Origin of the sequence: Streptomyces sp. NPDC019396 (assembly GCF_040632375.1) — a bacterium.
Taxonomy (GTDB): domain Bacteria; phylum Actinomycetota; class Actinomycetes; order Streptomycetales; family Streptomycetaceae; genus Streptomyces.
The window spans coordinates 102,836-117,188 of sequence record NZ_JBEYBS010000008.1; the positions used below are offsets into that span (position 1 = coordinate 102,836).

Consider the following 14,353-nt stretch of genomic DNA (forward strand, 5'->3'; position numbering starts at 1 on the left):
GTGCGGGCTTCTGTCCGGTGAGTTGAGCGCACTGATGCTGCGAGCGGGGAGCGCCGGTGAGGAAGACGGTGACCAGGCTCGCCGATGGCCGTGAGCTGCTCTACTACGACCGCCGGGACGACGTCGTCCGCGAGGCGGTCGACCGGCGCTCACCGCACTCCTCAGGGTCTGGGCAGGATCGTGCCGGCCCGACCGTCGGCGCCGCCGTCTCCGAGGTCCGCCGCGACCCGCTGCTCGGCGACGCGGTGATCGTCGCCGCCCACCGCCAGGGCCGCACCCACCATCCGCCCGCGGGGGAATGCCCCCTGTGCCCGTCACGCGACGGACGGCTCAGCGAGATCCCGGACCACGACTACGAGGTGGTGGTGTTCGAGAACCGCTTTCCCTCCCTCTCCGGGGACACCGGCCGCTGTGAGGTGGTCTGCTTCACCCCCGACCACGACGCCTCCTTCGCCGACCTCAGCGAGGACCAGGCCGCCCTCGTCCTGGCCGCCTGGACCGACCGCACCTCCGCACTCGCCGAACTCCCGGGGGTCAGGCAGGTGTTCTGCTTCGAGAACAGGGGCGCGGAGGTCGGTGTGACCCTCGCCCATCCGCACGGGCAGATCTACGCTTATCCCTTCGTCACCCCCCGCACCGCCCTGATGCAGCGGGCGGTCGCCGCCCATCTCGCCACCACCGGCCGCAACCTCTTCGACGACACCGTCGAGCGCGAGCTCGCCGACGGCGCACGGGTCGTTCTGACGGGAGCGCACTGGGTGGCGTTCGTGCCGTATGCCGCGCACTGGCCGTACGAGGTCCATCTCTACCCCCGGCGCAGGGTGCCCGACCTGCGGGGACTCTCTGACGGCGCGCGCACAGCGTTCCCACAGACCTATCTGGAACTCTTGAGGCGCTTCGACCGGGTTTTCGGCCCCGACGCGCCACCGACGCCCTACGTCGCCGCGTGGCACCAGGCGCCGTACGACGATGAGCGGCGCGGTGACTTCGCCCTGCATCTGGAGCTTTTCACCGTCCGCCGCTCGCCCGGCAAGCTGAAGTTCCTCGCCGGGTCCGAGTCCGGCATGAGCGTGTTCACGAACGACGTGCGGCCCGAGGCCGCGGCCGAACGACTGCGAGAGGTGGCGACGACCACATGAGCGAGTACCTGGTGACGGGCGGGGCCGGCTATGTCGGCAGTGTCGTGGTGGCACACCTGCTGGAGGCGGGCCACCGGGTGACGGTGCTGGACGATCTGTCGACCGGCTTTCGCGCGGGCGTGCCGGACGGGGCGGCGTTCATCGAGGGCCGGGTGCAGGACGCCGCGCGCTGGCTGACCTCCGACTTCGACGGTGTGTTCCACTTCGCCGCGTACTCCCAGGTCGGCGAGTCGGTCGCGGACCCCGAGAAGTACTGGACGAACAACGTCGGCGGGACGATGGCCCTGCTGGCCGCCATGCGCTCGGCGGGGGTGGACAGGCTGGTGTTCTCCTCCACCGCGGCCACGTACGGCGAGCCGGTCTCGATGCCGATCACCGAGACCGACCCGACCGCCCCGACCAACCCGTACGGCGCCGGCAAGCTGGCCGTCGACCATATGATCAGCGGTCAGTGCGCCGCGTACGGACTGGGCGCGGCCTCGCTGCGCTACTTCAACGTGGCCGGTGCGTACGGCGACTGCGGAGAGCGTCACGACCCGGAGTCGCATCTGATCCCGCTCGTCCTCCAGGTGGCCCTCGGCGCCCGCGAGGAGATCTCCGTCTACGGCGACGACTACCCGACGCCCGACGGCACCTGTGTGCGGGACTACATCCACGTCGCCGACCTGGCCGAGGCGCATCTGCTCGCCATGGACCGGATCACCCCCGGCGAGCACCTTGTCTGCAACCTAGGCAACGGCAACGGATTCTCCGTGCGCGAAGTCATCGAGACGGTCCGCAAGGTCACCGGCCGCCCCGTGCCCGAGACCGTCGCCCCCCGCCGCCCGGGTGACCCGGCTGTGCTCGTCGCCTCTGCCGCCGCGGCCCACGAGCGCCTCGGCTGGAGCCCCTCCCGGGCCGACCTCGCGGGGATCATCGCCGACGCCTGGGAGTTCGCACGGGCCGGGGCGGCGCGAGGGTGACACCGGAGTGACCGCGGGCGTGGGCGTGCGGGCGGGGTTCGAGGAGCTGTACGGGTACCTGCCCGAGGGTGTCTGGGCCGCTCCCGGCAGGGTCAATCTGATCGGCGAGTACACCGACGTCAACGACGGCTTCGTGCTGCCCTTCGCCCTGCCGCAGGCGGCGGTCGCGGCCGTGGCCCGCCGCACCGACGGCGTCCTGCGGCTCCACTCGGCGGACCAGGGCCGGAGCCGGCACGGGGACGCAGCCCGTGGCCGCGTCGGGGACGTGGTCGAGCTGGCGGTCGAGGGTCTCGCGCCCGGCTCGGTCCCGGGCTGGGCCGCATACCCGGCGGCCGTGGTCTGGGCGCTGCGCGAAGCCGGGCACAGGGTGGCGGCCGGCGGCGCCGATGTGCACCTGGCCTCGGCCGTACCCATGGGCGCGGGGCTCTCCTCGTCCGCCGCCCTGGAGGTCGTGCTCGCGCTCGCCCTGGCCGAGCTGCACGGACTGGGCCTCGGGCGGGAACAGCTGGCCCTGCTCGCCCAGCGCGGCGAGAACGACTTCGTCGGCGTGCCCTGCGGGGTGATGGACCAGATGGCGTCGGTCTGCGGCACCTCGGGCCATGCGCTCCTCCTCGACACCCGCGATCTGTCCCACCGGCAGATCCCCTTCGATCCGGCCGCCCACGGGCTGGCTCTTCTGCTGGTCGACACCCGTGTGCGGCACATGCTCGGGGACGGCGCGTACGTGAGCCGGCGCGCCGGGTGCGAGGCGGGAGCGCGGGCGCTGGGTGTGCGGGCGCTGCGCGAGATCTCCCCGGTGCAACTGCCCGATGCACTGCGGAGCCTCGGCGACATGGAGCTGCCCGGCGCCGCCGATGCGGACGGGATCCGCCGCTGTGTGCGTCATGTCGTCACCGACAACGCCCGGGTGCTGCGTACCGTCGAGCTCCTCGACGCCGGTGATCTCCCCGCCGTCGGGCCGGTCCTGACCGAGGGCCATGCCTCGCTACGGGACGATCTGCGGGTCTCCTGCGCGGAGCTGGACCTGGCGGTCGCGTCGGCGAACGCGGCGGGTGCCCTCGGTGCCCGGATGACGGGCGGCGGCTTCGGCGGCTCGGCGATCGTCCTGGCCGGCCGGGACACGGCAGGCGCGGTGGGTGACGCGGTCGCCCGTGCCTTCGCGGCGGCCGGGTACGCCGCACCGGGGATCTTGCCGGTGACTCCGTCGAGCGGCGCCCGGCGCCTCGTATAGGTGCGCTCGTGCCGGTCCGGGCCTCGGCTGACGACTGCCTATGACCCGGTGTCATGTCAGCACGATATGACCGCGAAACATGCTGATCCCTGTCTACTTCTGTCTCAGAACGAAACATCAGGCACACGCCAAACACGCTGGCCAAACAGTTCTGTCAATGTGCTTCCGCTTCCCGCGCCCAGCCTTACTCTGATGCACAGCACCGGTGGGGGCCGGTGGTGATCAGGGGGCGAGACGGTCGGGTACGCCGCCCCGGGCGGGGTAAGCAGTCAGAGCGCGGCGGCGGCCGTGGGGGCCGCACAGCACTCCTTCCGGGTGGCGTACGTGCGCGACAGAGTCCGTCGGAATTCGCCGTTATCTGCAGCTTGGGGGTGTCGTGGTTCGAATTCGGGTCCTGGTGGTGGATGACCACCGAATCTTCGCCGAGTCGCTGGCCGCGGCGCTCGCCGCGGAGCCGGACGTGGAGGTGGCCGCGGCCGGAAGCGGCCCCGCCGCGGTGCGCTGCATGGAGCGCGCGGCGGCGGACGGCCGCAGATTCGACGTGATGCTCGTGGACGCGGACCTCGGTACGGCGGTCGCCGGCACCGCGGCCCCGGTGGTCGCCCGTGCCGTACCGGACAGCGGCGAAGGTGGCTTCGTGGACGGCATATCCCTGGTGGCCGCGGTCCGTTCCGCCCGGCCGGCGGTGCGTTCCATCGTGCTCGCGGAGAAGGACGACCCCCGTCGTGCCGCACTCGCGCTGCAGGCCGGGGCCTCGGGCTGGCTGGCGAAGGACTGCTCGTTGCAGCGGCTGCTCACGGTGATCCGCGGGGTGCTCCGCGAGGAGACCCATCTGCCTCCCGCGCTGCTCACCGCCGTGCTGCGGGAACTGACGGCCGCACGCAAGCACCGTACGGAGAGCGAGCAGCTCGTGGAGTCCCTCACCCCGCGCGAACGCGAGGTTCTGCGCTGCATGGTGGCGGGGCTCGGCCGCAAGGCGGTCGCGGAGCGCCTCTTCCTCTCCCCGCACACCGTCCGCACCCATATGCAGAACGTGCTGGGCAAGCTGGGGGTGCATTCCACCCTGGCCGCAGTGGCGCTGGCGCGCCGGGCCGGTGTCGGTCCCGTGGAGCTGGGTCCGGCGGGCCTAGCCGGGGACGTTGTCGAACGGGGCGGTCAGCTGGCGTAGCAGCCCGGCCAGTTCGCCGCGCTGGGTCCGGGAGAGCTCGGCCAGGATCGCCCGCTCCTGGTCCAGCAGCCCGGCAAGCGCCTGATCGGCGCGGTCCCGCCCCTCCGGTGTGAGCCGGACGAGCACACCGCGCCGGTCGCTCGGATCGGGAAGCCGCTCCACCAGGCCCTTCTTCGCGAGCCGGTCGATGCGGTTGGTCATCGTGCCCGAGGTCACCAGTGTCTGCGTCAGCAGCTGACCCGGGGAGAGCTGGTAGGGCGCGCCCGCGCGCCGCAGGGACGTCAGCACGTCGAATTCCCAGGGCTCCAGGCCGTGCTCGGAGAACGCCAGTCTGCGCGCACGGTCGAGGTGCCGGGCCAGCCTGGAGATACGGCTGAGCACCTCGAGTGGTTCCACGTCGAGGTCGGGGCGCTCACGACGCCATGCAGCAACCAGTCGGTCGACCTCGTCCTCCATGACGATCAGTGTAGAGGGTCCCTCGATATGAAGTCTCTTGACGTCAAGATATATTCTGGTGGACTATGGGGCATGGTCGGGCCGGAACCCTGTTCCGCTTGGCTGCTACGTTCCAGCAAGGGGGCTCGAACATGCATTCCGTACCAACCTGGGATCCCCAGCAGTACCTCAGGCACTCCGGACACCGCACCCGCCCGTTCCTCGATCTCCTCGCCCGCATACCCGAGCTGCCGCACGGCAGCCGTCCCGCCCGTATCGCGGACATCGGCTGCGGACCCGGCAATGTCACCGCCCTGCTCGCCGACCGCTGGCCCGACGCCCGGATCACCGGATTCGACCTCTCCCCGCAGATGCTCGCCCGCGCCGAGAAGGAGCACGCCGGGCCCACCCCCGGCGGCGGCTCGATCGACTTCCACCTCGCCGACGCCGCGCACTGGGTTCCCGACGCGCCCTACGACCTGATCGTCTCCAACGCCGCCCTGCAATGGGTGCCAGGGCACCCCGAGTCCTTCCCCGCCTGGATCGACGGCCTCGCGCCCGGGGGAACTCTTGCCTTCCAGGTCCCCGGCAACTTCACCTCACCCAGCCACGCCCTGCTCGGTGAGCTGTGCGACTCACCCCAGTGGCGCGACCGCCTCCGCGACCAGGGCCGCCGCTTCGTCCACGTCCTGGAGCCCGCCGACTACCTGCTCAGACTCGCCGACCTCGGCTGTGCGACGGACGTCTGGGAGACCACGTACTCCCAGCTCCTCAGCGGCGAGGACCCCGTACTCGACTGGGTGAAGGGCACAGCCCTGCGGCCGGTCCTCACCGCGCTCGACGGGGACGGGCACGCGGCGGGCGAATTCCTCGACCAGTACCGCGATCTGCTCCGCAAGGCCTACCCGCCGGGTCCGCACGGCACGGTCTTCCCGTTCCGGAGGATCTTCGCGACAGCCCGGAAATCCGCAACCGTATGAACGCAGGGGGAACCATGCTGACCGCCGTCGACCACGTCCAGCTCGCCGCGCCTTCCGGCAGTGAGGACGAGCTGCGCGCCTACTACACCGATGTCCTCGGGATGACCGAGATCCCCAAGCCACCGGTGCTGGCCGCGCGCGGCGGCTGCTGGTTCCAGGCGGGGTCCGTGGTGCTGCACCTCGGCATCGAGCAGGACTTCCGTCCGGCCCGCAAGGCTCACCCCGGCCTGCGCGTCAGCGGCATCGACGCCTACGCGGACCGTCTCGCCTCCCGTGGCGCCAAGGTCGTCTGGGACGACAACCTCCCCGGCCACCGTCGCTTCTACTCCGAGGACCCGGTGGGCAACCGCCTGGAGTTCCTGGAACCCGTGGCCTGACCGCCCTGCCCGCCCGGCCGGCCGCGCACCCGCCGGCCGGGACACCGGCAGTACCGCGCTCCAGGGTCCGGAAGAGGCCGTGTCCCCGGAGGGCCGCACAGCCCGGGGCGGGCCTGAAGCGCGCTCAGCTCTTGCGGTGCCCTATCAGCCGCGGCTTCTGCTCAAGCCCGTCCAGGCCGTGCCACGCCAGATTCACCAGATGTGCCGCGACCTCCGCCTTCTTCGGCTTGCGGACGTCCAGCCACCACTGGCCGGTAAGGGCCACCATCCCCACCAGCGCCTGCGCGTACAGCGGCGCCAGCTTCTGGTCGAAGCCGCGGTTCTTGAACTCCATGCCCAGGATGTCCTCGACCTGCGTGGCGATATCGCTGATCAGCGAGGCGAAGGTGCCGGTCGACTGGGCGACCGGCGAGTCACGCACCAGGATGCGGAAGCCGTCGGTGTACGTCTCGATGTAGTCGAGCAGCGCGAACGCCGCCTGCTCCAGCAGCTCACGCGGGTGACCCGCGGTGAGCGCCCCCGTCACCATGTCCAGGAGCTGACGCATCTCGCGGTCCACGACCACCGCGTACAGGCCCTCCTTGCCGCCGAAGTGCTCGTACACCACCGGCTTGGAGACCCCGGCCTTCGCCGCGATCTCCTCCACCGACGTGCCCTCGAAGCCCCGCTCGGCGAACAGCGCCCGGCCGATGTCGAGCAGTTGCTGGCGGCGCTCCGCCCCGGTCATCCGGACCCGGCGCGCCCGCCGGGGCCTTTCGCTGCTGCTACTGCCGTCAATCGCCACGTCGTCAATCATGCCGTCTTCGCGGTCCTGCTCTGCCGCCGGGAGTCGATCCGGTCCGCGCTCGGCCAGCGCACGTCGTAGGCCCAGCCCAGCTGCTCGAACCAGCGGATCAGCCGGGCGCTGGAGTCGATCTGCCCGCGCATCACACCGTGCCGGGCGCTCGTCGGGTCGGCATGGTGCAGGTTGTGCCAGGACTCGCCGCAGGACAGCACCGCCAGCCACCACACGTTGCCCGAGCGGTCACGGGACTTGAACGGCCGCTTGCCGACCGCGTGGCAGATCGAGTTGATCGACCAGGTCACGTGGTGCAGCAGCGCCACCCGCACCAGCGAGCCCCAGAAGAACGCGGTGAACGCGCCCCACCACGACATCGTCACCAGGCCGCCGACCAGCGGCGGGATCAGCAGCGACACCAGCGTCCACAGCGCGAACTGGCGGGACACCGCCCGCAGCGCCGGGTCCTTGATCAGGTCGGGGGCGTACTTGTGCTGCGAGGTCTGCTCCTGGTCGAACATCCAGCCGATATGGGCCCACCACAGGCCCTTCATCAGAGCCGGGACGGTCTCTCCGTAGCGCCAGGGCGAGTGCGGGTCACCCTCGGCGTCCGAGAACCGGTGGTGCTTGCGGTGGTCCGCCACCCAGCGCACCAGCGGGCCCTCCACGGCCAGCGAGCCCATGACCGCCAGCGCGATCCGCAGCGGACGCTTCGCCTTGAAGGAGCCGTGGGTGAAGTAGCGGTGGTAGCCGATCGTGATGCCGTGGCAGCTGATGTAGTACATCGCCACCATCAGCCCGAGATCGAGCCAGCTCACGCCCCAGCCCCAGGCCAGCGGCACAGCCGCCAGCAGGGCGAGGAAGGGCACCGTGATGAACATCAGCAGGGCGATCTGCTCGACCGAACGCTTCTTGTCACCGCCGAGAGTGGCGAGGGGGAGATCGGGGTCGTCGGGCTTTCGGGCGTCGTCGATCACGTCGGGGCTTGTGGTCATGGGGGTCCCCTGGGGGGTGAGATGTGCGAATGGTCCGCGGCGAGGACTGACTGCGGCTGTCCACGCCGTCGGTGGCTGTCTGTAGCTGTGTGTGGCCGCTTGTGGTGTCTGGTGCCGTTGTGACCGCCTATGGCGGCCTGTGTCCGTCTACGGTTCCGTAACCTACGGCGTCGTAAGTATGGCAGCGCGCAGCCTCGCGGCAAGAGGGCCCTGGACAACGCCGAGTGAACGGCCACCTATCCTGTTCCCCGTCGGACAGCGCGGTCCGCAAGACTCCGGAAAACCCTCCAGACGTGCTCAAACGCTGCAAGGAGCCGCACCTGTGAGCAGTGCCGACCACACCTCAACCGCCAGCGCCGAACTGCGCTCCGACATCCGCCGACTGGGCGATCTCCTCGGCGAGACCCTCGTACGCCAGGAGGGCCCCGACCTCCTGGAGCTCGTCGAGCGGGTCCGCGCCCTCACCCGTACGGACGGTGAGGCAGCCGCCGAGCTGCTCGGGGACACCGACCTGGACACCGCCGCCAAGCTCGTACGCGCGTTCTCCACGTACTTCCACCTGGCGAACGTCACCGAACAGGTGCACCGCGGCCGTGAGCTGCGCGAACGGCGCGCCGCCGAGGGCGGGCTGCTCTCCCGTACCGCCGACATGCTCAAGGACGCCGACCCCGAGCACCTGCGCGACACCGTGCGCAACCTGAACGTCAGGCCCGTGTTCACGGCGCACCCCACCGAGGCCGCACGCCGGTCCGTGCTCAACAAGCTCCGGCGCATCGCCGAGCTCCTGGAAACCCCGGTCATCGCCGCCGACCGGCGCCGCCACGACCTCAGGCTCGCCGAGAACATCGACCTGGTCTGGCAGACCGACGAGCTCCGGGTGGTCCGCCCCGAGCCCGCCGACGAGGCCCGCAACGCCATCTACTACCTCGACGAGCTCCACGCGGGCGCCGTCGGCGACGTCCTCGAGGACCTCGCCGCCGAGCTGGAACGCGTCGGCGTCGAGCTGCCCCCCGGCACCCGCCCGCTGACCTTCGGCACCTGGATCGGCGGCGACCGCGACGGCAACCCCAACGTCACCCCCGACGTCACCCGCGAGGTGCTGATCCTCCAGCACGAGCACGGCATCACCGACGCGCTCGAATCCGTCGACCAGCTCCGCGCCCTGCTGTCGAACTCCATCCGCTACACCGGGGCCACCGAGGAGCTGCTCGAATCCCTCCAGACCGACCTGGAGCGCCTCCCCGAGATCAGCCCCCGCTACAAGCGGCTGAACGCCGAGGAGCCCTACCGCCTCAAGGCCACCTGCATCCGGCAGAAGCTCGTCAACACCCGCAAGCGCCTCGCCAAGGGCAGGGCGCACGAAGCGGGCCGCGACTACCTCGGCAGCGCGGAACTGCTGCACGATCTGGCACTCATCCAGACCTCGCTGCGCGCACACCGCGGCGCGCTGTTCGCCGAGGGCCACCTCGACCGCACCATCCGCACCCTCGCCGCCTTCGGGCTCCAGCTCGCCACCATGGACGTACGCGAGCACGCCGACGCCCACCACCACGCCCTCGGCCAGCTCTTCGACCGGCTCGGCGAGGAGACCTGGCGCTACGCCGACATGCCCCGCGACTACCGGCAGAAGCTGCTCGCGAAGGAACTGCGCTCCCGCCGGCCGCTCGCGTCCACCCCGGCACCCCTCGACGCCGCCGGAGCCAAGACCCTCGGCGTGTTCCACGCCGTCAAGGAAGCCTTCGAACGCTTCGGGCCCGAGGTCGTCGAGTCGTACATCATCTCGATGTGCCAGGGCGCCGACGACGTGTTCGCCGCCGCCGTGCTCGCCCGCGAAGCCGGACTGATCGACCTGCACGCCGGCTGGGCGAAGATCGGCATCGTGCCGCTGCTGGAGACCACCGACGAGCTCAAGGCCGCGGACGTCATCCTCGACGGCATGCTCGCCGACCCCTCCTACCGCCGGCTCGTCGCCCTGCGCGGCGACGTCCAGGAGGTCATGCTCGGCTACTCCGACTCGTCCAAGTTCGGCGGCATCACCACCTCCCAGTGGGAGATCCACCGCGCCCAGCGCAGGCTGCGCGACGTCGCCCACCGCTACGGGGTCAGGCTGCGGCTCTTCCACGGCCGCGGCGGCACCGTCGGCCGCGGCGGCGGCCCCACCCACGAGGCCATCCTCGCCCAGCCCTGGGGCACCCTCGAAGGCGAGATCAAGGTGACCGAGCAGGGCGAGGTCATCTCCGACAAGTACCTCATCCCCTCCCTGGCCAGGGAGAACCTGGAGCTGACGGTCGCCGCCACCCTCCAGGCTTCCGCCCTGCACACCGCCCCGCGCCAGTCCGACGAGGCACTCGCCCGCTGGGACGCCGCGATGGACACCGCCTCCGACGCCGCACACGACGCCTACCGGCGCCTCGTCGAGGACCCGGACCTGCCCGCGTACTTCTTCGCCTCCACCCCCGTCGACCAGCTCGCCGAACTGCACCTGGGCTCGCGCCCCTCGCGCCGCCCCGACAGCGGTGCGGGACTCGACGGACTGCGGGCCATCCCCTGGGTGTTCGGCTGGACCCAGTCACGGCAGATCGTTCCGGGCTGGTACGGCGTCGGCTCGGGACTGAAGGCGATGCGCGACGCCGGACTCGACTCCGAACTCGCAGAGATGTACGAGAAGTGGCATTTCTTCCGTAACTTCATCTCCAACGTCGAGATGACCCTCGCCAAGACCGACCTGCGCATCGCCCGGCACTACGTCGACACCCTCGTACCCGGACACCTGAAGCACGTCTTCGCCGGAATCGAAGCCGAGCACCAGCTCACCGTGCAGCAGGTCCTGCGGATCACCGGCGGCGAGCAGCTGCTCGACTCCAACCCGGCGCTCCAGCAGACCTTCGCCATCCGGGACGCCTACCTCGACCCGATCTCCTACCTCCAGGTCTCCCTGCTCGCCCGGCAGCGGACCGCGGCCGAACGCGGCGAGCCGGCCGACCCGCTGCTGTCACGGGCACTGCTGCTCACCGTCAACGGCGTCGCGGCAGGACTGCGCAACACCGGCTGACACCCGGGGCACGAACAGGTGGGAGGGGCCCGGTCGCACCCGGCCCCTCCCACCTGTTCACCCGCCTCATCCGAGTGCGAAGAACGCCCCCAGCAGCAGCGCCCCGCCGGCCGCCGCCGCACCCCAGGCGACCCGCGTCCACCGCAGCCCGCCCCCGATCACCAGCGCCGCCAGCAGCAGCGCCCCGCCCAGCGGCATCCAGGCGTGGAGCACACCCGGCCAGCCCGCACGCACCACCTCACGCGTGCCCGGCTTCACCACCACATCCAGCTTCTCGCCCCTGGCCACCGCCACGGAGCGGCCTATCGACATGCCCCCACGCGCCGCCGCCGACCCCTCCGGATCGAACGGCCCCGTGCAGGTCTCCTCGCCACAGCGCGCCACCGTCAGCCTGCCGTGCTCACGCCCCTTGGACAGCACCACATGCTGGGCCGTATCCCAGGACGACCACACCCCGGCGACGAGCAGCAGCACCGCGACCGCGACCATGGCGGCACGACGGCCATGGTCGACCATCCGGCCGGACGGCTTCCGCTTCCCGGCGGGCTTCCGCCTCCCGGACGACTTCCGCTTCATGGAGCGCGATACTTCGGTACCCGCCCGCACCAGGTCAACCTCACGCCGGTGCTATGCGGGGCTTGTCAGGAGTTGTACGTGCCCTGCGCCCGCTCCAGGCCCTCCGTCACCAGACACTCCACCGAGTCCGCCGCCCGGTCCACGAAGTAGCCCAGCTCCTTCCGCTCAGCCGCCGCGAAATCCTTCAGCACGAAATCCGCCACCTGCATCCGGCCCGGCGGACGACCGATACCGAACCGCACCCGGTGATACTCGGCACCCATCGCCTTCGTGATCGACTTCAGACCGTTGTGGCCGTTGTCCCCGCCACCCAGCTTCAGCCGCAGCACCCCGTAGTCGATGTCCAGCTCGTCATGCACCGCCACCACATGCGCCACGGGTACCTTGTAGAAATCCCGCAGCGCCGTCACCGGACCGCCCGAGAGATTCATGTACGACATCGGCTTGGCCAGGATCACCCGGCGGTTCCCCGGACCGGGAGGACCGATCCGCCCCTCCACGACCTGCGCCTGCGCCTTCGTCGCCCGCTTGAACTTCCCGCCCATCCGCTCCGCGAGCAGATCGGCCACCATGAACCCCACGTTGTGGCGGTTGCCCGCGTAGTCCGGCCCGGGGTTACCAAGTCCCACGATCAGCCACGGGGCCGCCGCATCCGTCGTCATCTGCTGCATGTCTCCTTCATAGCGGCACCGCCCCCCGCACCGGACGGTACGGGGGGCGGTGCCGGAAAAACAGAAAGGACGGGCCGATCAGGCCGCTCAGCCCTCGGCGCCCTCGGCGGGAGCCTCGGCCTCCACGGCCTCCTCACCCTCGGCAGCCGGCTCCTCGGCCTGCGCGGCCAGAACCTGGAGCACCACGGCGTCCTCGTCGACGGCCAGGGTGACACCCTTGGGCAGCTCGACGTCCTTCGCCAGAACCGAGGCACCGGCCTCAAGGCCCTCGACCGAGACGGTGAACGACTCGGGGATGTGGGTCGCCTCGGCGTCGACCGGCAGCGCGTTGAGCACGTGCTCCAGCAGGTTGCCACCCGGGGCCAGCTCGCCCTCGGCGTGCACCGGAACCTCGACGGTGACCTTCTCGCCGCGCTTCACCAGCAGCAGGTCCACGTGCTCCAGGAAGCCCCGCAGCGGGTCACGCTGCGCCGCCTTCGGGATCGCCAGCTCCTGCTTGCCCTCGATGTCCAGGGACAGCAGGACGTTCGGGGTACGCAGCGCCATCAGCAGCTCGTGGCCCGGCAGCGTCACGTGGATCGGGTCGGAACCGTGGCCGTACAGAACGCCGGGCACCTTGTTGTCGCGGCGGATACGGCGCGCGGCACCCTTGCCGAACTCGCTGCGGATCTCGGCGGTGATCTTCACCTCGGACATGTGCACTCCTCGTATGCGGTGACGAAATGGAACTGTCACCCGGCCACGACTGGCCTGCTACGAAGAGCGCGTCGATAACGGACCGCCGTACATACGTAAGAGCACGTATGAGTACGGCCTCCCTCGCCGAGCAACCCGTGCAGTCTACTCGGCGGGGAGGCCGCCCCGGAAATCGATCTAGCTAGATCCTCGTGAAGCTCACTGCTCCTCGAAGAGGCTCGTCACCGAGCCGTCCTCGAACACCTCGCGCACCGCGCTCGCGATGGTCGGAGCGATCGACAGGACCGTGATCTTGTCCAGCTCCAGATTGCCGGGATCCGGCAGCGTGTTGGTGAACACGAACTCGCTCACCTTGGAGTTCTTCAGCCGGTCCGCGGCCGGACCCGACAGCACACCGTGCGTCGCCGTCACGATCACATCCTCGGCGCCATGCGCGAACAGCGCGTCAGCCGCCGCGCAGATCGTGCCGCCCGTGTCGATCATGTCGTCGACCAGCACACACACCCGGCCCTCGACATTGCCGACCACCTCATGGACCGTGACCTGATTCGCCACGTCCTTGTCGCGCCGCTTGTGCACGATGGCCAGCGGAGCGTCCAGTCGGTCACACCAGCGGTCAGCCACCCGCACCCGGCCCGCGTCCGGAGACACCACCGTCAGCTTCGAACGGTCGACCTTCGCGCCCACGTAGTCCGCCAGCAGCGGCAGCGCGAACAGGTGGTCCACCGGGCCGTCGAAGAACCCCTGGATCTGGTCGGTGTGCAGGTCCACCGTGAGAATCCGGTTGGCACCCGCCGTCTTCATCAGGTCCGCCACCAGCCGCGCCGAAATCGGCTCACGGCCCCGGTGCTTCTTGTCCTGGCGGGCATAGCCGTAGAACGGGACGATCACGGTGATGCTCCGGGCCGAAGCCCGCTTCAGAGCATCAATCATGATCAACTGCTCCATGATCCACTTATTGATGGGAGCCGTGTGGCTCTGGATCAGAAAGCAGTCCGCACCGCGCGCCGACTCCTGAAAACGGACGTAGATCTCACCATTGGCGAAATCGAACGCCCTCGTCGGCACCAGGTCCACGCCCAACTGGTGCGCGACCTCCTCGGCCAGCTCGGGGTGGGCGCGGCCCGAGAAGAACATCATCTTCTTCTCGCCCGTCGTCTTGATCCCGGTCACAGCACTGTCTCCTCAGACGTGTCGCTCTGGTGCTGATCCGCCCGTCCCTACATGCGGCGAGCCAGCCAGGGGGTGTTCACCCAAGGGACATCCCCAGGTCCCCTGCATGTGCACGTATCA

At 70.3% G+C, this 14,353-nt stretch carries 14 protein-coding genes; 7 read left to right on the forward strand and 7 right to left on the reverse strand.

All coding sequences use genetic code 11. The features are described from left to right. Positions 1 to 56 precede the first annotated feature (56 nt). The 4 genes from galT to ABZ532_RS11815 all read left to right on the forward strand — a co-directional run bounded on the left by galT (position 57) and on the right by ABZ532_RS11815 (position 4,500). On the forward strand, positions 57 to 1,139 hold the full coding sequence (galT, locus tag ABZ532_RS11800) for a galactose-1-phosphate uridylyltransferase (RefSeq protein ID WP_361281372.1): 1,083 nt from the start codon (positions 57 to 59) through the stop codon (positions 1,137 to 1,139). Continuing rightward, positions 1,136 to 2,101 carry a UDP-glucose 4-epimerase GalE gene (gene galE / locus ABZ532_RS11805; RefSeq protein ID WP_361281374.1) on the forward strand — a complete coding sequence of 322 codons (966 nt, stop codon included), beginning with the start codon at positions 1,136 to 1,138 and terminating at the stop codon, positions 2,099 to 2,101. The genes galT and galE overlap by 4 nt, the downstream gene beginning before the upstream one ends. Before the next feature lie 7 nt (positions 2,102 to 2,108). Continuing rightward, the gene (gene galK, locus ABZ532_RS11810) at positions 2,109 to 3,332 is read left to right on the forward strand and encodes a galactokinase (RefSeq protein WP_361281377.1); all 1,224 of its coding nucleotides are present in this window, start codon (positions 2,109 to 2,111) and stop codon (positions 3,330 to 3,332) included. 376 nt (positions 3,333 to 3,708) lie between these two features. Then, positions 3,709 to 4,500 (forward strand): response regulator transcription factor, encoded by a 792-nt coding sequence (locus tag ABZ532_RS11815; protein WP_361281379.1) that lies wholly within the window; start codon positions 3,709 to 3,711, stop codon positions 4,498 to 4,500. On the opposite strand, the gene ABZ532_RS11820 is transcribed toward ABZ532_RS11815, so the two are convergent. After that, positions 4,459 to 4,956, reverse strand: coding sequence for a MarR family transcriptional regulator (locus tag ABZ532_RS11820; RefSeq protein ID WP_361281382.1), 498 nt, complete (start codon positions 4,954 to 4,956; stop codon positions 4,459 to 4,461). The two genes, ABZ532_RS11815 and ABZ532_RS11820, sit on opposite strands and share 42 nt — an antisense overlap. 131 nt (positions 4,957 to 5,087) lie before the next feature. Between ABZ532_RS11820 and ABZ532_RS11825 the strand changes: the two genes are divergently transcribed. After that, positions 5,088 to 5,915: a trans-aconitate 2-methyltransferase gene (locus ABZ532_RS11825; RefSeq protein WP_361281384.1), complete on the forward strand. Its 828-nt coding sequence runs from the start codon at positions 5,088 to 5,090 to the stop codon at positions 5,913 to 5,915. 14 nt (positions 5,916 to 5,929) lie between these two features. Further along, positions 5,930 to 6,292 (forward strand): VOC family protein, encoded by a 363-nt coding sequence (locus tag ABZ532_RS11830; protein ID WP_361281681.1) that lies wholly within the window; start codon positions 5,930 to 5,932, stop codon positions 6,290 to 6,292. A gap of 124 nt (positions 6,293 to 6,416) precedes the next feature. Here the strand turns inward: ABZ532_RS11830 and ABZ532_RS11835 are convergent, their stop codons facing one another. Together ABZ532_RS11835 and ABZ532_RS11840 are read right to left on the reverse strand one after the other, a co-directional pair. Continuing rightward, complete coding sequence (locus ABZ532_RS11835; RefSeq protein ID WP_361281386.1) at positions 6,417 to 7,088, reverse strand: TetR/AcrR family transcriptional regulator; 672 nt, start codon at positions 7,086 to 7,088, stop codon at positions 6,417 to 6,419. Beyond that, positions 7,085 to 8,065: a fatty acid desaturase gene (locus tag ABZ532_RS11840; RefSeq protein WP_361281388.1), complete on the reverse strand. Its 981-nt coding sequence runs from the start codon at positions 8,063 to 8,065 to the stop codon at positions 7,085 to 7,087. Before ABZ532_RS11840 ends, ABZ532_RS11835 begins: the two co-directional genes overlap by 4 nt. Before the next feature lie 322 nt (positions 8,066 to 8,387). Between ABZ532_RS11840 and ppc the strand changes: the two genes are divergently transcribed. Then, positions 8,388 to 11,117 carry a phosphoenolpyruvate carboxylase gene (gene ppc, locus ABZ532_RS11845; RefSeq protein WP_361281390.1) on the forward strand — a complete coding sequence of 910 codons (2,730 nt, stop codon included), beginning with the start codon at positions 8,388 to 8,390 and terminating at the stop codon, positions 11,115 to 11,117. A gap of 66 nt (positions 11,118 to 11,183) precedes the next feature. Here the strand turns inward: ppc and ABZ532_RS11850 are convergent, their stop codons facing one another. From ABZ532_RS11850 to ABZ532_RS11865, 4 genes are all read right to left on the reverse strand, one after another. Beyond that, positions 11,184 to 11,693, reverse strand: coding sequence for a hypothetical protein (locus tag ABZ532_RS11850; RefSeq protein WP_361281392.1), 510 nt, complete (start codon positions 11,691 to 11,693; stop codon positions 11,184 to 11,186). 65 nt (positions 11,694 to 11,758) lie between these two features. Beyond that, on the reverse strand, positions 11,759 to 12,355 hold the full coding sequence (pth, locus tag ABZ532_RS11855; protein WP_361281683.1) for an aminoacyl-tRNA hydrolase: 597 nt from the start codon (positions 12,353 to 12,355) through the stop codon (positions 11,759 to 11,761). A gap of 96 nt (positions 12,356 to 12,451) precedes the next feature. Beyond that, a complete protein-coding gene (locus ABZ532_RS11860; protein ID WP_361281394.1) occupies positions 12,452 to 13,060 on the reverse strand; it encodes a 50S ribosomal protein L25/general stress protein Ctc in 609 nt (202 codons plus the stop codon). A gap of 198 nt (positions 13,061 to 13,258) precedes the next feature. After that, the gene (locus ABZ532_RS11865) at positions 13,259 to 14,233 is read right to left on the reverse strand and encodes a ribose-phosphate diphosphokinase (RefSeq protein WP_361281397.1); all 975 of its coding nucleotides are present in this window, start codon (positions 14,231 to 14,233) and stop codon (positions 13,259 to 13,261) included. Between the last annotated feature and the right edge of the window lie 120 nt (positions 14,234 to 14,353).

What these genes read in the sequence shown, in the direction of transcription:
- ABZ532_RS11820 (WP_361281382.1), bottom strand. Translation starts at nt 4,956, where the DNA reads ATGGAGGACGAGGTCGACCGACTGGTTGCTGCATGGCGTCGTGAGCGC.
- ABZ532_RS11835 (WP_361281386.1), bottom strand. Translation starts at nt 7,088, where the DNA reads ATGATTGACGACGTGGCGATTGACGGCAGTAGCAGCAGCGAAAGGCCC.
- ABZ532_RS11830 (WP_361281681.1), top strand. Translation starts at nt 5,930, where the DNA reads ATGCTGACCGCCGTCGACCACGTCCAGCTCGCCGCGCCTTCCGGCAGT.
- galE (WP_361281374.1), top strand. Translation starts at nt 1,136, where the DNA reads ATGAGCGAGTACCTGGTGACGGGCGGGGCCGGCTATGTCGGCAGTGTC.
- ABZ532_RS11860 (WP_361281394.1), bottom strand. Translation starts at nt 13,060, where the DNA reads ATGTCCGAGGTGAAGATCACCGCCGAGATCCGCAGCGAGTTCGGCAAG.
- pth (WP_361281683.1), bottom strand. Translation starts at nt 12,355, where the DNA reads ATGACGACGGATGCGGCGGCCCCGTGGCTGATCGTGGGACTTGGTAAC.
- ABZ532_RS11850 (WP_361281392.1), bottom strand. Translation starts at nt 11,693, where the DNA reads ATGAAGCGGAAGTCGTCCGGGAGGCGGAAGCCCGCCGGGAAGCGGAAG.
- ABZ532_RS11840 (WP_361281388.1), bottom strand. Translation starts at nt 8,065, where the DNA reads ATGACCACAAGCCCCGACGTGATCGACGACGCCCGAAAGCCCGACGAC.
- ABZ532_RS11825 (WP_361281384.1), top strand. Translation starts at nt 5,088, where the DNA reads ATGCATTCCGTACCAACCTGGGATCCCCAGCAGTACCTCAGGCACTCC.